This is a genomic window from Synergistaceae bacterium (genome assembly GCA_012728235.1).
GTDB lineage: Bacteria > Synergistota > Synergistia > Synergistales > Synergistaceae > JAAYFL01.
In genome coordinates this window covers 1-18862 of sequence record JAAYFL010000113.1, presented here as the reverse complement: position 1 = coordinate 18862, position 18862 = coordinate 1, and the positions used below count along the sequence as shown (strand labels likewise).

Annotated in this window: 16 protein-coding genes, 3 tRNA genes and 1 pseudogene; all 20 read right to left on the bottom strand. The window is 40.1% G+C overall.

Going from position 1 to position 18862, the window contains the following annotated elements; translation table 11 throughout:
* Positions 1 to 108: 108 nt before the first annotated feature.
* Positions 109 to 744 carry a redox-sensing transcriptional repressor Rex gene (locus GXZ13_06915; protein ID NLX75539.1) on the bottom strand — a complete coding sequence of 212 codons (636 nt, stop codon included), beginning with the start codon at positions 742 to 744 and terminating at the stop codon, positions 109 to 111.
* Between the two features lie 19 nt (positions 745 to 763).
* Complete coding sequence (locus GXZ13_06910) at positions 764 to 1039, bottom strand: RNA-binding S4 domain-containing protein (protein ID NLX75538.1); 276 nt, start codon at positions 1037 to 1039, stop codon at positions 764 to 766.
* A 141-nt stretch (positions 1040 to 1180) separates the two neighbouring features.
* On the bottom strand, positions 1181 to 2356 hold the full coding sequence (gene rpoD / locus GXZ13_06905; GenBank protein ID NLX75537.1) for an RNA polymerase sigma factor RpoD: 1176 nt from the start codon (positions 2354 to 2356) through the stop codon (positions 1181 to 1183).
* A 317-nt stretch (positions 2357 to 2673) separates the two neighbouring features.
* On the bottom strand, positions 2674 to 4428 hold the full coding sequence (locus tag GXZ13_06900) for a DNA primase (protein NLX75536.1): 1755 nt from the start codon (positions 4426 to 4428) through the stop codon (positions 2674 to 2676).
* Between the two features lie 94 nt (positions 4429 to 4522).
* Positions 4523 to 6469: a sodium-translocating pyrophosphatase gene (locus GXZ13_06895; protein NLX75535.1), complete on the bottom strand. Its 1947-nt coding sequence runs from the start codon at positions 6467 to 6469 to the stop codon at positions 4523 to 4525.
* A gap of 181 nt (positions 6470 to 6650) precedes the next feature.
* Positions 6651 to 7304, bottom strand: a complete 654-nt coding sequence (locus tag GXZ13_06890; protein ID NLX75534.1) for a hypothetical protein — start codon at positions 7302 to 7304, stop codon at positions 6651 to 6653.
* 25 nt (positions 7305 to 7329) lie between these two features.
* Positions 7330 to 8454, bottom strand: a complete 1125-nt coding sequence (locus tag GXZ13_06885) for an AI-2E family transporter (protein NLX75533.1) — start codon at positions 8452 to 8454, stop codon at positions 7330 to 7332.
* Positions 8455 to 8597: 143 nt separating this feature from the next.
* Complete coding sequence (locus tag GXZ13_06880) at positions 8598 to 8978, bottom strand: hypothetical protein (GenBank protein ID NLX75532.1); 381 nt, start codon at positions 8976 to 8978, stop codon at positions 8598 to 8600.
* Positions 8979 to 9106: 128 nt separating this feature from the next.
* Positions 9107 to 9310, bottom strand: a pseudogene (locus GXZ13_06875) (hypothetical protein).
* Between the two features lie 19 nt (positions 9311 to 9329).
* Entirely contained in the window at positions 9330 to 11114 is a 1785-nt protein-coding gene (locus tag GXZ13_06870; GenBank protein NLX75531.1) for an AIPR family protein, read from the bottom strand.
* 88 nt (positions 11115 to 11202) lie between these two features.
* On the bottom strand, positions 11203 to 12744 hold the full coding sequence (guaA, locus tag GXZ13_06865; protein NLX75530.1) for a glutamine-hydrolyzing GMP synthase: 1542 nt from the start codon (positions 12742 to 12744) through the stop codon (positions 11203 to 11205).
* Positions 12745 to 12893: 149 nt separating this feature from the next.
* On the bottom strand, positions 12894 to 14546 hold the full coding sequence (gene groL / locus GXZ13_06860; protein ID NLX75529.1) for a chaperonin GroEL: 1653 nt from the start codon (positions 14544 to 14546) through the stop codon (positions 12894 to 12896).
* A gap of 33 nt (positions 14547 to 14579) precedes the next feature.
* Positions 14580 to 14870, bottom strand: a complete 291-nt coding sequence (locus GXZ13_06855) for a co-chaperone GroES (GenBank protein NLX75528.1) — start codon at positions 14868 to 14870, stop codon at positions 14580 to 14582.
* A 252-nt stretch (positions 14871 to 15122) separates the two neighbouring features.
* Positions 15123 to 15554, bottom strand: a complete 432-nt coding sequence (locus tag GXZ13_06850; protein ID NLX75527.1) for a DUF523 domain-containing protein — start codon at positions 15552 to 15554, stop codon at positions 15123 to 15125.
* A gap of 62 nt (positions 15555 to 15616) precedes the next feature.
* Positions 15617 to 16852 carry an acyltransferase domain-containing protein gene (locus tag GXZ13_06845; protein NLX75526.1) on the bottom strand — a complete coding sequence of 412 codons (1236 nt, stop codon included), beginning with the start codon at positions 16850 to 16852 and terminating at the stop codon, positions 15617 to 15619.
* A gap of 2 nt (positions 16853 to 16854) precedes the next feature.
* Positions 16855 to 17724 (bottom strand): haloacid dehalogenase-like hydrolase, encoded by an 870-nt coding sequence (locus GXZ13_06840; protein ID NLX75525.1) that lies wholly within the window; start codon positions 17722 to 17724, stop codon positions 16855 to 16857.
* 213 nt (positions 17725 to 17937) lie between these two features.
* Positions 17938 to 18014, bottom strand: a tRNA-Met gene (locus tag GXZ13_06835).
* A 5-nt stretch (positions 18015 to 18019) separates the two neighbouring features.
* A tRNA-Met gene (locus GXZ13_06830) sits at positions 18020 to 18096 on the bottom strand.
* A gap of 11 nt (positions 18097 to 18107) precedes the next feature.
* Positions 18108 to 18193, bottom strand: a tRNA-Leu gene (locus GXZ13_06825).
* 28 nt (positions 18194 to 18221) lie between these two features.
* Positions 18222 to 18862 (bottom strand): endonuclease III (locus GXZ13_06820; protein ID NLX75524.1); only part of this gene is annotated, 641 nt, incomplete at its 5' end.

The following is an 18862-nucleotide window of genomic DNA, read 5'->3' as shown; positions in this document are numbered from 1 at the left end:
TCCTCCTTAGTTTTTACACACATGTAATATATTAAAATATTTTATACTTTTTACTGTTGATTAACAAAGAATATTCTAACACGTTATTTGGTGCTTAGCATGAAAATATCAGATAATGCTCTTTTCTTTACCTTTTAGAAAGAATAAAAGTTTCTCTAGCTCTACAAAAACGTCCACAACATAGAAAAGAACAGACTTAGGGAGAATCACCGGAGCTTGAGTAAAGGAGAGTACCCCCTTAAGAGTATTCGACTTTAAAGCCTTGTCTATACATCCCTGTGCTTCACTTGCCGGAACAGCTAAAATCATAACTTCTATCTCTTTTTCTTTCATGACTTTGCCTATTTCATCTATATGCCAGCAGTGAATATCCATGATGTCACGTCCAACTTTTGTCGGATCAATATCAAACAGAGCTTCGACTTTAAATTTGTAGCTTTGGAAAAGAGAGTGTCCCATGAGAGCCATTCCCAGATTCCCTATTCCCACTATTGCTACTTTCCAAACTTTTGGGGAGGATAGAATCTCCTCTATATGTTCGCAAAGACGCTCGACTTTGTAGCCTACGCCACGTTTTCCAATCTCTCCAAAATAGGAAAGATCTTTTCGGACTTGACTGGCTTTTATTCCTAAAATATCGCCAATTTGCTTTGAAGAGACAACTGTCACATACTCCTGCTTCATGGAAATAAGCAATCTGTGGTAGTGTATCAACCTTTCAACGGTCGGTTCTGCAATTCTCATCTTATTCGTTCTCACTCCACTACCAAGGCCGCTCTTCGCCATCCACGTATCTCTCCTCTACAACTTCATACGGGGCGAGATTTCTTTTTAGGAGTGCTTCCTGGTCTATCAGAACACGCACAACAAGCACTCTACGAGGATATGCTATTTCAATAATATCCCCTTCAGAGACATCTGACGAAGGCTTGACTGTCTTTTGATTAAGGCGAACAGCACCGATGGTTATCATTTCTTGTGCCACTGTACGACGCTTCATCAGCCTCGATAATTTTAAATATTTATCCAATCTAACCATGAAATACAGCTCCAATAACCAAAAGTATAGTTGGTTAAAATACTTTGTGCAATATTTATCAAAGTTTATTATAAAACATAAAGAGACTTCATAAATCAAGCACCTTCTCAGCAGAAAGGTGCTTGATTAGAAACGATATCTTTACTCCAAGAAATCCTTTAATTTTTTGCTGCGGCTTGGATGGCGAAGTTTTCTGAGTGCTTTCGCCTCTATCTGACGTATACGCTCTCTTGTGACTCCAAACCTGCGCCCAACTTCTTCAAGAGTGTGTGGGTGTCCATCCTCTATGCCAAATCTTAAGCGAATTACTTCTTTTTCTCTATCTGTTAACTCCCCGAGCATCTCATCGAGCTGCTCTCTCAGAATCTGGCTTGCTGCCGCTTCTTCAGGGCTGGGTAAATCTTTATCTTCGATAAAATCTCCCAACTGGCTGTCCTCTTCTTCTCCTATGGGAGTCTCGAGAGAGACAGGTTCCTGTGCGATACGCTGTATTTCTTCAACTCTATGCGAGGGAATCTCCATTTGTGCCGCTATTTCTTCTGCAGTCGGTTCTCTGCCAAGCTGCTGAACAAGTTTACGCGAAACACGAATGAGTTTGTTAATGGTCTCGACCATGTGAACAGGTATTCTTATAGTTCTCGCTTGGTCGGCAATTGCACGTGTAATGGCCTGTCTTATCCACCATGTTGCATAAGTGCTGAATTTATAGCCCTTTCTATAGTCGAATTTCTCGACCGCTCTTATAAGGCCCAAGTTGCCCTCTTGAATTAGATCCAAGAAGAGCATTCCGCGGCCGATATATTTCTTTGCAATGCTGACAACGAGCCTTAGGTTGGCTTCAACTATCGCATCCTTACAGGTCATATCCCCTGCTTCTACTCCTTTTGAGAGAGTGACCTCATCTGCTTGTGTGAGACGGGGGACTTTGCCTATCTCACGCAGATACATCCTTACTGGATCGGAAAGGGGAAGATCCTCCAACACTCCCATTTCCTCTTTGTTTACTGCTGTCGGGAGCTCTTCCTCTTCATCGACCTCGTCATTTTTGCCCTTAGCTTCATCTACGACGTCAACTCCAAGGTCCATAAGGTTTGTATATATACCATCCAAAATCTCCGGAGTTAAGAGATTTTTTGTCATATGTTTTTCTATGTCGTCATAAGTGACAAAACCTTTTTTTCTGCCTTCTAAAAACAAGCCTCTTATGTTATCTATGTAGTCCCTGTAATCTTCGGATATTGTCTCCTCCGCTACTTTCTCCGTTTTTTTAGCTTCTTTCTTTTTCGTGGAAGCAGTAGCTTTAGCTTCTTTCTTCATAGGTTCGACTTTAGATGGCTCCTCTTTGGGTGCGGCTTCCACTTTTTTCTTCTTGCTTTTTGGAGTAGTTTCTGCCACTGCTTCCGTCTTTTCTTTTTTTTGCTTTGTTTTCGGTTCAGCTTTGGATTTCTCTTTTTTTACTACAACTTCTTCTAAAGTTTCAGTTTTTTTCTTTGTCGTTTTTTTGGCAGGCTTATCTTTTAGCTCTGCCTTTGCATCCTTTTCAACTTTTACTGCAGCTTTTGCTGCTTTCGTTGTTTTTTTATTTTTTTCTTCTTCTACTACAGGAGATTCAACCTTATTTTTAGTCTCTTTCTTCATTTCCCGAAAGTTCCTCCTTTTAGAATCTGGGTTAATTCTTGAATTTCTATTATTTCCTCTTTAGAAGCGGTTCCTTTTTTTAGTTTATCTTGTAAAAAACTCGATCTGCTTTCTATACATCTTCTTTGTAAATCAAACGCTATCTTCGATATATTTTCACTTTTGATTCCCTCTTTGGAGGCTATTGCGTTGCCTCTTGCAATCAAATTTAAGGCACTTTGATCACCCATTTGCCTCCAACGTTTTTCCAGAGCATCAGGAGTTTCTCCACTTAAAAGTGCGAAAACTATGTTCTTCAGGACAGGATGATTTATCAACTGTGCCGCTGTTTCTACAGAGAACACTCCCCTGTGTTCTGCGTTTTCCCAAAGCAAACTGCAAAACAAGCATTCAAGCTCATCTGCCTGTTCGACAGTTTCTTTTGCTGTATCAAAATATTGAAAATCATCCTCAGGAAGCGGACGATTGTTTCTCCCTCTCACGTTTTCCTGACGTGACAATATCTCCGCCTCTAAGTTGTGTCTAAATATACCTAAAATTTCAGCTACTTCGTTTAAATAGGGCTCTATTTCAAAATAAGTGAGAGATGCTAATCCCTCTAGTAAATCTTCTCTCGCGGCAGCTGATTTCTCCGGTTTATTAATATCATCGCTTCTTAAAATTGCGTGATATACAGGTAGTGCCACGGCACTGTCTAAATAGTTAGAAAACAGTGTCTCTCCGTTTTCTTGAATCAATACATCATCAGGGTCTTTGCCGTTTTCTAGTCTTACAACCTTTACAATGACCCCATGTTTTTGCAGTATATACATTCCTCTTAGTGCTGCCTCCTGACCGGAGGTATCGGAATCGTAACATATATAACAGAGTCCTGTCATTCTTTTTATTAATATTGCCTGTTCTTCTGTAAGCGCCGTGCCAAGAGATGCAACTGTGTTAGTGAACCCTTTTTCATGAGCTCTTATCGCATCTGTATAACCTTCTACTAAGATGAGACTCTTTTTTTCGCGAACAGACATTTTTGCCTTATTTAAAAGATACAAATTGTTTCTTTTGTTGAAGAGAGGACTTTCAGGGCTGTTCAGATATTTAGCTTCATCACCGCTTAATATTCTACCCCCAAAGCCAACAAGCTTATTTGTAATATTATATATGGGAAACATTACACGACCTCTAAATCTGTCGTAATAACCTTTTTCTCCCTTTGAAACGAGCCCGCCGGAAACCATCTCATTAGTGCTATATCCGGTTGAAGTTAATTTTCTTTGTAATGAATCCCAGGAGCGAGGTGCCCACCCCAATTCAAATCTCTTTATCAAATCGGGCGTAATGGACCTGCGTTTTAAATATGCTCGAGCTTCTTCTCCCGAAGCTCCGTTTAAAGATTGTTTAAAAAATTCTAGTGCTTCTGTCTGAATATCAAGGTTTTTTGCTCTTTTTTCTCTTGAGTTTTTGTCTCCTGTAAAAACCTTTAATTTTACGCCGGACATGTCCGCAAGCTTTTCAAGAGCTTCTCTAAACTCAAGATGCTCCATTTCCATAATGAATGTAAATATGTCTCCGCCTTTTCCGCAGCCAAAACAGTGAAAAGTCTGCCTCTCTTGCGATACGCTAAAAGAGGGAGTTTTTTCTCCGTGAAAGGGGCAGAGTCCCCAGTATGTTTGTCCTTTCTTCCGAATTGATACATAGTCGCCTACAAGGTCAACAATATCAAGTCTGGACTTTATTTCACGAACATCACTACCGGGCATCTTACACCTCCGACTATAGAAATTAAGAGGGAGAGTAAAACTCTCCCTCTTAATATTATCTCATATTACGCTTAAATTTGGTTTAGCTCTTAATTTATATTAAAAGAGGGGCTAAAACTGTTGCAACAACCGACATCAACTTAATAAGAATGTTGAGGCTGGGGCCGGCTGTGTCTTTGAACGGATCTCCGACTGTGTCTCCGACGACTGCTGCTTCATGTGTCGGTGTACCTTTACCGCCGAGATTTCCTGATTCAATGTATTTCTTAGCGTTGTCCCATGCTCCGCCTGCGTTTGACATGAATATTGCCATCATGACACCGGTGATGATTGAACCGCCAAGAAGTCCACCAAGTGCAGCGGCTCCAAGAGTAAATCCTACCAGTACTGGTGCGACTACTGCCATAAGACCGGGCAGAATCATTTCACGAAGAGCTGCGGCAGTTGAAATGTCAATGCAACGCTCGTATTCAGGACGTGCGGTTCCTTCCATGATTCCGGGAATTTCGCGGAACTGGCGACGAACTTCGTCAATCATTTTTTCTGCTGCACGACTGACAGCCTGGATTGAAAGAGCGCTAAATAGGAACGGCAAGAGTCCTCCGATGAAGAGACCGACCATTACTTTGGGATCTATAAGATCTATTGACTCTAAGTTTGTGGTCTGTGCATATGCAACAAAAAGTGCCAGTGCGGTCAATGCGGCAGAACCGATTGCAAGACCTTTACCTACAGCGGCTGTTGTATTGCCAACTGAGTCGAGTTTGTCTGTTATGTTGCGAACTTCTTCAGGAAGTGATGCCATTTCTGCGATACCACCGGCGTTGTCTGCGATGGGACCGTAAGCGTCAACTGAAAGAGCCATACCTGTGATGGAAAGCATACCAACTGCGGCACATGCGATTCCGTAAAGACCGCCAAATTTTACTCCGGCAAGAATTGCTGCACAAACCAGAATAACGGGAATGGCAATTGATTTCATACCGACACCAAGTCCGGCAAGAATGTTTGTTGCGGCTCCTGTGTGTGATGCGTGTGCGATTTCTTTAACGCTTCCATATGCATCTGATGTGTAGAACTCAGTAGCAGCTCCGATAAGGATTCCAGCTACGACACCTGAAGTTACTGCATAAAAAAGTGTAAGATCGCCGAGGAAAAGCATACGTGTAAGGAAGAAAGAACCGATAATCATAAAAATACCGGTTGAAGCAAGTGCATTGCGAAGAGCAGCTGAAGGATCTCCGCCTTCTTTAACTCTTACAAAGAACATTCCGAGAATTGAGGCGAGGATTCCAAGTGCGGCCAACATCAGCGGATAGACAACTCCGGTGAGACCGGCCATTGTTCCGACAGCCATGGCTGCGATGATTGAGTTTACATAAGACTCAAAGAGGTCTGCTCCCATACCAGCTATGTCACCAACGTTATCTCCGACGTTGTCAGCTATTACTGCAGGGTTGCGTGGGTCATCTTCAGGGATACCTGCTTCGACCTTACCGACGAGGTCTGCTCCTACGTCTGCGGCCTTTGTAAAGATTCCGCCGCCGACACGTGCGAAAAGAGCTATTGAGCTAGCTCCAAAACCAAATGCTGTAATAATTACGGGATCGTTGTATAGAACAAACATTCCCAAAACTCCGAGAAGACCAACACCAACAACGGTCATACCCATAACGCTTCCGCCTGTAAAGGCAAGTTTAAGAGCGCCGTTCATTCCCTTTGTTGCGGCAAATGCTGTTTTACCATTTGATCTGGTTGCAACAACCATGCCAACATATCCGGTTAGGGCGCTGCAAAAAGCTCCTGTAAGGAAACAGACTGCGCTGGGAACATTAATTTTCCAAGCCAAAAGTCCTGTTACTACTACAACGAAAGGAAGAAGGGCTTTGTACTCTCTATAAAGGAATACCATTGCTCCACTATGAATAATGCCTGAAAGTTCGTTCACCTTTTCGTTGTCAACTTTGAATGCGGCGATTTTTGTTGATGCGTAAATGGCATAAATGAGTCCAAGTACAGCAATACCGCCTACGACGTACATTGTGCTGACGATGTTCATTGAAAAAAGACCCCCTTGAAGGTTTGTAATAATAGATATTTTTTAAAATATTTAAGTCCTCTGGCAACTTGACCGAAAGATTATAACGCTTTTTGTGTAAACTGACAACCAGTTTGAGATGTAATTGGCTATTGCACTTCTATAAAATCACTCTTTATACTGCTTAATCTTTAGGCATCATATTAGTGTCTATATAGACCTTTATTTTATCGCCTAAATTCTCGGTTTTTTTGAGAGAACCCAACATTCCGACTATGCCGCCGCCTACAAAATCGGCGACAAATCTTTTCATTGGGAGCAACTTATTTCCTATATATACTCTCGTACTGCCGTGAGAGCTTGATATTGCCAAATCATATAATTTGGATACTATTTTATCCTCTTCGCCTTCTCCAAAACGAACGTTTCCGTCCGCACCCCCATGCCTGTCATAAGTGAGAAAGATACCGGGGTAATTAGGATTCTCTTCTGCTTCTGAAGCAACCCAAACTTTTGGAAGGGTTAGGTTTTTACCGCCTTCAAGCAACAGGAGGTCTTTATCGGGAATGTACTTGGCAACGATTGTCGCCAAATCAAATTCTTCTCCATCACTTCTCTCTTCAAACATGACTCCATCCTTGCCCCATAGAATAGATGGAATGCCCATGTCCAAAACAGAACCTGTATCGCTATCTTTTTCAGATTGCAAGGCATTTTCTGATGTGTACTTTATATACCCGACAGAGAGGCCGAGCGCAGACAGCTCTCTCAGCAACTTGCGACAGAGCGTAGTCTTTCCTGAATTCTTATAACCTGAAACTGCGACAATACATGTCATGAGAGTCACCTCTTGTCCTTAAAATTTATTCGAGAATTGTCTCCCTATCGTTTTTACACTGCTTCTTCAGTACTATTGATCTATAAATATCCAGCAAGAACATGCCAATAGAGAGAATTAGCGGACCAATAAACAACCCGAGTAACCCCCACTGAGAGAGACCGCCGAAAATGCCTATGAATATTACGAGCATATGAATCTTGCTTCCCTCTGCAATGTAAATCGGGCGTAGGAAGTTATCTATTGTGCTAACCACTCCGAGCCCCCAGACAACAAGCAGCAATCCACCCAAAACGTTATTGTTTAAAAAGAGAGCTATGGCTCCCGGCACCCAAATTACGGGAGTACCAACGAAAGGAATCATGCCGACTACGAACATACAGAACCCGAAGAAAACGGGATTCGACAGTCCGACGAACCACCATCCCAATCCGCCGAGCAATCCCTGAAGGCTGGCGGTGAAAACTACTCCGTAAACGACGGAGTGAAGCATCTTCGCTGCACGATCAACAATTTCCAGACTCTCCTTCTCCTTCAATGGGATTATGTCGGTGACGTAAGACACTATGAGATGACCGTCACGCATGAAGAAAAAGGATGAAAATCCAACTGTAACCAAAAGATAAAAAATCCGGAAAGCGTTTCCGAAAATCTCTTTGGATATTAAACGCAACAATGAAGTAACCCAGTTGATAGCACTGTTGATTACGATTTCAACTACCGGGGTTCCGCTTATGGAGTTATATTTTGCAATGATGGAACCGATATAGGGAATCTCATACAGCTTCTCCTGTATTACGGTGTAAGAACCCTTCAATATTCCGCTTGACATGATCGCTTCATAAATTCTAAAAGATTCCTTGGTCAGCATAAGCAGCACAAAAATCATCGGCAATACCATGAATATAAGGATTATTGCCGTAGTAATCGCTGCAGCGACATTTGGTCTTTTTTCATTGAAAAAACCGTTATATAGTTTTTTGTAAATCGGATATGCGAAATAAGAGAAAATGGTTGACCAGATAAGAGGCCTCACCATCGGGCTCATTATCCGCCATGAAAGAAAAATAAAAAGAGCGGCTAGCGCAACAAAGGGCAGCACGCTCTCAGTAATCTTACTCTGCGCCTTATCATAGCGTTCATCCAACATAGGCATGACCTCTTTTCGTTTGTGTGGGTTACATTTAACATTTAATTTTTTGTTTATAAAATAAACTCAGTGAGGATTTATAAAAAATATCTAGCTCGACGGCAAAATAATACAATATTACACAAAAAACAGAACATCTTTTATTATGCTCGAAGGCTAATTTCTTTTGAAACTTTCTTTATTTGTTTAACAAAAGCATCATCTGGGCGTTTTTGTTTTATTTCTTTGTCACTTGTTGATGCCCATCGATATATCTGCTCGATACTTCCATAGCCACGCTTAAATAACATCGCATATTTTAAGCAATTTGCCTTAGTAGGTGCATCTAGCAAAATAATCTTCAATTCTTCTTCCGTCCAAGGCTTGTTTTTCATAGAACAATCACGATATTTTTCATTTTCTTTCGAACTAAAATAATCGACATATACTTGCTCAACAAATAGCATTTTTTCTAAATAATCCATCTCTTCAATGTCTTGTAATAATAGCTGCTGGAGTTTATTTTTAAAATCATTTTTTTTCATAAATATGAGTCTCCTTTTTAAACAAACGTCAAATCCTGAGCTCATTATAGCTTTTCCTTATCTCTATACAATGTTGCAGAAATTAAAATAACACACAATAAGAATCAAGGATGCTTATTTATTTTCACCTATACATCCATACCTTCTTTTATCATATATTCTTCTCTAATCTGAGACAAAGATTTTCCAGTTTCTTTGTGTACGGCGAACATATAAGTTTGTACTTTATCCCAGCCATAAACACTTTTAAGCCATGCTTGCATAGATTTTTCCTCATCATCAACTAGCACACTGCCATTTACTAACAATTGAGCCTCTATATCTCTATCTTTTTACTAAATATCCTGTGACTTACATGGTTGCCAAAGACGTGGCTCTCGAATCATCAAAAATATCATAGTCAATAGGCCTTTTTATCATTTTGTTATAGTCTATTTTGTGACGTCTACTGTACGATACAGAATAAGCTCCACTCACACCCTTATATAGCCTGATAATCCGGTCTATTTTTTCTTTGCTGTTTAGCGATTCTATAATTAAAGATGCATTTCTATTTTTACATTCATATTTTGCAAATCCATCAATTAAATAATATGGAATCGGAGTTCTTTGTTCTTCGCTCTGCTTTTTTTCTTGCTCCGCACGCTTATATAACAAATAAAGCTCTATCAAAGTATCATTTGTCACTTCATCCAACTTTATAAACTCTCCCGCCTTGTTGTACTGATCTGTTCCAAATTTTAGCATGTTACTTTTCTTTACATAGGCAACGTATCCACCGTCTACAAATGCATTTATTACTTGAAGGAGCTTTTCCAATGGAATAAATACATCATTTGGTCTTTTCATTGTGTTTAAACCAAATCTTTGTAGCCTTTCATCATTTGCTTGCCTTAATTTTGAAATAGTTTCATATTTTTGGGAAAACTTGTTTTTATCACTTTGTTTAATAAGTAATAAAAAGCCCTTTTCTTCAAATTCAAGTTGTAGTCTAATAAAGATTTCTGTGTTTGCAACGAACGTCTTTTCATCTATTGCGTTTTGAGAATTGTTAAATTTCACAATATCTTTATAGAGTTTTTCTTTTCCTTTATCATTCTTATCTATCTCTAAAATTTTAAGCATCACAAATGTATCTTTATATTCCCTTTCTATATTTTCAGGATCCTCATTTTCTAAAGCCTCATAAATTGAGTTCACTGTTTGACATCCGTTTACAATTTGTGGATTTTCTATTGTGATTGAAACATTCATATTATGTGCTTTTTGCGTTGATGGTTTAGTTGTCGCCTTACTTATTGAATCACAAATGACTGTTATTCCATTGTTGTAATAGAAGAAATTTTTCCTGTCTTCTTTATCTAATAATGTTTTATATATACTTTTATTTACCCCTCTATTTCCTAAATATTCTCTGATGTTTTTGTCAAATATAGGATAACCTTTTTCTATGGAGTTTCTATATAATCTGTATACTGAAACCACTGGTGTAAGAACATATTTTGCATCCAATACATTTTCTAATTTGTAATCTTCTGTATTTATATTTAAAATTGTTCCCTTATTAACACTTTCAACTTCTACTGAAATGCTTTTTCTTATTTCTTTTATTTCGCCATAATAACGCTCCTTAATATCATCCAAATAATAAATATTGGCTCTATAATTAGGATTTTCCAAATTATATTTTTTAATATATTCTTCAGATTCTTTTGACCTTTGATTGTTTGTGACGAACAATTGTAAATGAACAGTAAAATCTTGGTGTTTTTTATACTTTGTAAAAAAATTTTGAAGTTCTTCTGATCTTTTATAGATTCCTTTTTCTAAAGCTGTAATACCCTTTAATAAAAAATCGGTTTTTATATACTCCGAAGTTATGAGAGTATCCGATGAATAATATTTATTTTGAATCAAATATACTTCTTTAGTTTCCTCATAGATTTGATACGCATCTATACACATATCTTTATAATCTGTTATTTTTCCTTCTATAAGATCCTCATCTTCGTAAAATAGTTTGTCTAATACCCAATAGTTAAATGCCCATTCATCTTTTTGTATATTTCCAAGATGAGGCATGATCTGCTGATATTCTCTGATATCCTCTTCTATTTGTTTTTTAAAACTGGTCATCTTTTTTTCCTCCTTTTTTATTAAAATAAGACTTGCTTTCTGAAAAACTATAACTTGCTAATAAAAAAACTTAGTTATCTTATTTTTCCTACTCCCACTCAATAGTTGCTGGAGGTTTGTTTGAAACGTCGTAAACTACTCTGTTAACTTGGGCGACTTCTGCACAAATTCTTTCTGATACTGTGTTTAAAAGTTCATATGGAAGACGAACCCACTCTGCTGTCATTGCATCCAATGAAGCAACGGCTCTCATGACTATTGTCTCGCCGTATGTACGAACTTTATCGGTGACGCCGACGCTGCGAATGGGAAGGAGCGCACAGTACGCTTGCCAAATTTCATCGTATAATCCGGCTTTTCTTATTTCTTCTATAAATATGGCATCTGCTTCTCTGAGCGTATCTAAACGTTCTTTTTTGAGCTCTCCGAGGCAACGGACTCCGAGTCCGGGGCCTGGGAATGGATGTCTGTCCAGAAAATGAGATTCTATGCCGAGGGTTCTTCCTATGGCTCTTACTTCATCTTTGAAGAGACTTTTTAGCGGTTCTATCAATCCCATTTTCATGTCTTCGGGAAGACCGCCGACGTTGTGATGGCTTTTTATTACGGCTGATCCTGCCCGGCCGCTCTCAACTATATCGGGATAGATGGTGCCTTGCAGAAGCCACTCAGCTCCACCCAATTTGTTCGCTTCTTCTTCAAATATGCGAATGAAGAGCTCGCCAATTATTTTGCGTTTCTTTTCCGGTTCGGTTACGCCTGAAAGAGCCGATAAAAATCTATCTTCTGCGTTTACGTAGTGTACGTTTAAGTTCAGAGAACGATATGTTTCCATGACTTGTTTGCCTTCATCTTTACGCAACATGCCATGGTCTACGAATATGCAGTGTAGGTTGTCTCCTACTGCTTTTGACGTTATGACTGCCGATACTGTTGAGTCCACTCCACCTGAGAGAGCTCCTATTACTCGTCCGCTTCCGACTGTGTTTTTTATCTTTTCTACTTCGCTATCCACCCATGGTGTGCCAAGTGTCCAATCTTTGTTGCAGCTGCATATGTCAAATATAAAGGCTGACAATATATCTTTTCCATTTTCAGTTTGTACTGCTTCGGGGTGAAATTGTACGGCACTTATTCTTTTATCTTCTGATTCAAATCCAAGACAGAGTCCGGCTTCATTATGTGCTGTGAGTTTATATCCTGAAGGAAGTGCTGTTACTTCGTCGCAGTAGTTTAACCAAGCAACTGTTTTTTTATCTTCGGGTGAGTCTGAAAGAAGTGTGTCGCCTTTGATGGTGATGTTTTCTTTTTTATATTCTCCTGCTTTGCCCTCTTTTATTTTTCCGCCCAGCATTTTTGCTATAAGAGTCATTCCGTATCCTATGCCGAAAATTGGAATATCGAGAGAAAGTATTTCTTTGGAGATGTTTGGGGCGTCACGTTCGTATAAGCTCTGCATGTCGCCGGTGATAATTATTCCGGAGGGGTTTATTTCCTTTATCTTTTCAATGGGGACATCCCAAAATAAGATTTCACTGTAAACGCCTAATTCTCTTACTGTTCTGGCTATCAGTTGGCTGTACTGTGAAGCACAGTCTATGATGAGTATTCTGTCGCTGTTCATTTGTATGGGATAAATCCCATCACCTCCGAATTATTAGCTTTCATTGTTAAGTATTACATAAAAAATAGTCGCATACAAGAGAGAACAAAAAAACGGGAAAGAGATTTCTCTCTTTCCCGATGGTTGTTGCTGTGTTGTAATGAGCTTTGGTTGGATTAGTAACCCATACCGCCCATTCCGCCCATGCCACCCATTCCGCCCATGGCTGCCATGTCTCCCATTGGATCTTTCTTTTCGGGTTTGTCGGCAACAAGAACGTCTGTTGTGAGTATCATGCCTGCGATTGATGCTGCATTCTGCAGTGCTGAGCGTGTAACTTTTACGGGGTCGATGATTCCGGCTTTAACCATGTCAACATACTCTCCTGTTGTAGCATCGAGTCCCTGCCCTGCTTTGAGTGTTTTAACTTTTTCGATGATGACGTCACCCTGCATACCTGCGTTTGTTGCGATGCGATGGAGGGGTTCCAACATTGCTTTACTGACTATTAGTGCACCTGTTTTTACGTCACCTTCGAGTGTTGCCATCATACCGCCAAGATCTTTCAAGCAACCTACGAGAGCGGCTCCACCACCTGCAACGATTCCTTCTTCAACTGCTGCACGTGTTGAGTTGAGTGCGTCTTCAATACGAAGTTTGAGCTCTTTCTGCTCTGTTTCTGTTGCGGCTCCGACATGAATGACTGCTACGCCGCCTGCGATTTTGGCAAGGCGCTCCTGGAGCTTTTCTTTATCATAGTCTGAAGTTGATTCTTCGATTTCTCTCTTGATCTGGAGCGTGCGTTTTTCGATTTCTTTGGTGTCGCCGGCTCCTTCAATGATTGTTGTATCGTCTTTGGTTACTTTGATTTTCTTTGCAGTTCCGAGAACTGTTGTTTCAGCGTTTTCGAGTTTAAGTCCAACTTCTTCGCTTATAACTGTAGCACCTGTTACGATTGCGATGTCCTGAACCATTGCTTTTCTGCGATCGCCGAATCCGGGTGCCTTAACGGCAACTACGGAGAGAATTCCACGGAGTTTATTGACTACTAGTGTTGCAAGGGCTTCTCCCTCAACGTCTTCTGCTATGAGAAGAAGGGGTTTGCCAAGCTGTACGATTTTCTCGAGCAAGGGGAGCATTTCTTTGACGTTGCTGATTTTTCCGTCTACGAGGAGTACGTTTGCATCGTCAAGTATTGCTTCCATGCGATCGGGATTTGTAACCATGTAGGGGCTGAGATAGCCTCTGTCGAACTGGAGTCCTTCTACTGTTTCGAGCGTGGTTCCGATGCTTTTGCTATCTTCAACTGTGATTACGCCTTCTTCTCCGACTTTATCCATTGCATCTGCAATGAGTTCGCCTATTTCTTTATCATCAGCTGAGATTGCTGCGACCTGTGCGATTTTGTCGTGGTCTTTTACTTTGATTGCCTGTTTCTTAAGGCTTTCAACAACTGTTTTTGCTGCAAGGTCAATGCCCTTGTGAATAAGGATTCCATTCGCTCCTGCTGCTACGTTTTTGATTCCTTCTTTTATCATTGCACGCGCAAGAACTGTGGCTGTTGTTGTACCGTCTCCTGCCACATCGTTTGTCTTAGAAGCTACTTCTTTAAGAAGCTGTGCTCCCATATTTTCGAACGGATCTTCGAGTTCAATATCCTTTGCGATTGTTACACCGTCATTTGTGATTGAGGGTGAACCGAATTTTTTCTCAAGTACTACGTTGCGACCTTTGGGGCCAAGTGTAATACCTACTGTATCTGCTACTTTGTCTATGCCACGCTCAAGAGCGCGACGTGCATCTTCTCTGAAAAGTAATGTTTTTGCCATAATTTTATTCCTCCTATAAGTAATCAGTTAAAACTACTTAGATACTACAGCGAGAATGTCTCTTTCGCTAAGAATCAAGTATTCTTCGCCGTCGAACTTAACTTCTGTGCCGGAGTACTTGCTGTAGATGACTCTGTCATTCACAGCGACTTCCATCGGCTGACGTTTGCCTGTATCAAGGACTTTCCCTGCTCCTACTGCTACTACGACTCCTTCTACCGGCTTTTCTTTTGCTGTATCAGGCAATACGAGTCCGCCCTTTGTTACCTCTTCGTACTCTGCTGTTTTTACAACAATTCTGTCTCCTAGTGGTTTTAGATTCATAAAATATCCCTCCTGTTTAATTTAACTTCTTTGTATTAGCACTCATAACATGAGAGTGCTAATTACCTTTCGAAAAAGAGTGTAATCAAACAGGCTGCATTATTCAACTCTGATAGGGGTAATATATTTAGCATTTTACGTTTATATCTTTGATATTTATTGAATTTCGGCTTTTTATAACTGATACTTTGTTTTTTGTAGATTAAGCATTTTATGAAGAGCTTTGTAAGGGATGGTCAAACTTTTGATTATTTATGAAAATAGCTCATCTATCTCTTCTTCGCTGACGACTTTTATCCCGTTCTCTATCAAGAGAGATGCTGTTATTCCTCTTCCAGGTATAACCTTTCCGCTGAAAGTTCCGTCATATATTTTGGAAGAGCCACAGGATGGGCTTCTCTGCTTTAGAATGGCGTGTTTGCAATCAAGACGCTTCATTATATTCAATACTTCTTGTGCTCCCAGATGAAAAATTTCTGTGTTGTCTTTGCCGCTTTTTTCTCTAACACGACCATCTAAAATTTCGTTAGGCTCTCTGGGCGTAGGCAGACCTCCGAGCTGCTCTGAACAAAGAGGGATTAGTTCATGCTCTTTGGAGAGCTCCAATATTTTTTCATCAAGTGAACCTCCACCGCAATAGCGGCAGTTCATACCCAAAAGACAAGCACTTACTACTATTCTCATATCATCATCTCTTTTCACTGCTATTTTTTAATCTTTTATTTTATTTCGCCTGCTATTATAAATTATTTAATTAATCCTTTTAATTTAATGTTTGCTCCATACTGCCATAAGGCTGACATACTCTCAAGATATCCTCTTTTGTAACAGTATTCCGGAGATTTATTTTCATGATATTTTGACATGGAGCAGCAGCCCGTCCAGTATGAGTCTTTTAATGTTTCCATGCCGCCTGACATGAGAACTCTGTGCACACCGAATTCCACTACAATGGGCTTTGAGGGGGATATAGCTGCTTCCATTGAAGAGAGTGCTGAGGCAAAGGAAACCGTTGATCGCGTGTGTCTGCTCCACCAATCAGATTCTCGAAGTTCATTAATGTCGAGTAGGGCTCCACTTAGTGAGGAGTATTGTGGATATTTGCCTTCTCTTATATTTTTTATTCCTATTTTCTCTATTTCGAGAAGTATGGGATCCAGTAGAGATGAGTGTGCAGCAAGAGTAACTTTTAGTCTTTTATGTTTTATTTCCAATTTATCCATTTCACTCTCGGCTTTGAGGATATCTTTTTTCCTACCAGAAATTACATATAGAGCGTGAGCATTTACAGCTGCTAGTGAAAGGTCCTTCCCCCTTGCAAGTATCTTCTCAATTTCTTTCTCCGAAGCACTCAGAGCGCACATTACTCCTTTTTCCTTTATGCTGTCCATAAGTTTTGCTCGCTTAAGAACGTATATTAAGGCTTCTTCAAAGGACAAGGTTTCTGAAACAACTGCTGCTGTGATTTCACCCAAAGAATGTCCTATTAATATATCCGGATTTACTCCATCGTAAAGATATTGCTTTGCCATGCCTATGCCAAAGACAAAAGAAAAGAGCTGTTCTTCTACAGATGAATTGTGTTTCCAGGAGGAAAGTATTTCAGAGATAGAGATGCTCTCTTCATTCAGTATGTTTTCTGCTGTTGTTATATAGAAATCAAATTCTTTTAAGTTATTTCTGAGGTATTTTAGAGGAATGGCGCCTGCTGCGCCTTGACCGGGGAAAGCAAAAATTATTTTATTATTTAAGTTTGACGAGTCAAAGGAATCTGTTTCTTCTATTAGAGTTTCAGCTTCTTTATGTTCTGAAGCCACAACGGCCATTCTGTGTCTCAAGGGCTCTTCTGATAGCAACCGTTGTGATATTTTTTCTAAAGGCACTTGTTTGTTAAGGAAGGATATAACTTCTCTCTTTTTATCTTCCAGCTGTTCTCTTGTTTCTGCCGATAGCGGCAGAATATGGCATCCCTCTACCATCATTTCTATTTCGTGTTTTCGGCTATTTTTTTGTGCTTGTTCAACAGCTCTGCAAAATCAAAGTCTGACTTCATCTTTTCAAGGACAGTTTTAACAACGTTAAATATATCTTTTTCTTTTCTGTAATCTGCTTCACAGACAAAATTGACTCGCTCTTCTTTTATTAGTTTCTCCGCATTGAGGCGCTTCTGCTCGTCTTCGGGATTATATACTGCCACTGAGTAGCCGCCCTCCTGTTTTACCATTCTCATACAGGGGATATCGGTTTCTCCATCTCCAAAGTAAATCATTCTTTCAAAGGGTATTGGCCGTTGATCTTTGGGAACATATTCATTGATTTTTTTATCGTCTCGAACACTGTCAATACCTTTGTTTATTTTGAAAAGGAACTGAGTTTTGGTTGTGAAGTCTACTGCCACAGCTGGCCATTCTGCGACTTCGTCAACGTTGTAGATAAAGGAACAGGCATATATGCGTTCAAATTCATGTGCGATGTCTGTGCCTTCTATCATTTCTTTCAGCCCGGAGGAGTTTATGTAATGTTTTATCGTTAATTCTTTTTCATCTCCCAATTTGTTTATGAGAGAAAACCACTCTTTTACTCCGGGAAAAAGCTCTACTTCATGCCCGAAGCTGCGAAAAGATTTTCTCTGAAGTGAGATGTTTTTGCTCTTGGCTTCATCTAACATTAATTTCATGTAGCAAGAGATGCTACTTGCATCATTCTTCTCTGAAAGCGCCTGAGCTTTGCTCCAAAAATCTTTGGGAGACATGTTCAATGCTCTTATGAAGCTGTACTCTTGCATATTTCTAGGAGAAAGTGTGCCATCGAAATCATAAATTAAAGCTACAACGGGCTTGTGGGTATTTTCCATGTAGATCCTCCATGAACATAAATATTTGTTTTATAAGACCGCCAAATATTAATTGTAACCAGTAAGTTGCCGACTTTTTTCAATGATAATTATAACATGGCAACATTGTTAGAAATATTGAGAAGTCAAGACAGAGATATAAAATGCAAAAAAAATCCCTCTTTATAAAAGAGGGAGGTTATTATCTATTTTATTAATTTTACGTTCGTATGATGGTGGCGCTAACTGGACTCGAACCAGTGACCTGCCGGGTATGAACCGGATGCTCTAGCCAGCTGAGCTACAGCGCCGAAGTTGGTTGCGGGGACAGGATTTGAACCTGTGACCTTCGGGTTATGAGCCCGACGAGCTACCGTACTGCTCCACCCCGCGATATCGATCTCTGGTGCCGAGAGGGGGAGTCGAACCCCCACGAACTTGCGTTCGCGGGATTTTAAGTCCCGTGCGTCTACCATTCCGCCACCCCGGCTAACAGAAAGCATTATATCAATTATTTATTAAACGTCAAGGCTTTTACCAAACTTGCACCATTTTTTTACTGTGCATTCTCCGCACTTCGGATTTCTTGCACTACAGATAGTTCTCCCCTGTTTAAGAAAATTAAGATGTGCTCCCGCAAAACGCTCTTCAGGCAGAGTGGCTTCCAGATATAATTGTATCTTTTCTGGAGTGGTTTTCTCTTCTGCCCAGCCTAGCCTTCGGCTAATTCTGGCAACGTGCGTATCTACAGGGAAAGAGGGCATTCCTAAGTCAAAAACCATGACTATGCCCGCAGTCTTTACACCTACACCGGGAAGAGAGACTAAAAACTCACGTACGTCTTTGGGATCCCATTTCTTTAGCTCTTTTATGGAGTATTCGCCGAATTTATCTTTTACAGTGTTCAATGCTTGTTTTATGTAAGAAGCTTTTGTGTTGCCGAGGCCGGCTATTTTTATTCTCTGTGCAATGTCGGACTCGCTTGCCAATGCTGTTTCTTCCCATGTTGGATACTGTTCTCTTAAAATCTTGAACGCTTTATCTCTATTTATATCATTTGTATTTTGCGAAAGAATTGTCAAAACCAAATTATCAAGTGGCTCTTCAAACACGAGGTCTTCAGGGAAGTTTTTCTCAAAACCCCACTCCTCTTCAAAGG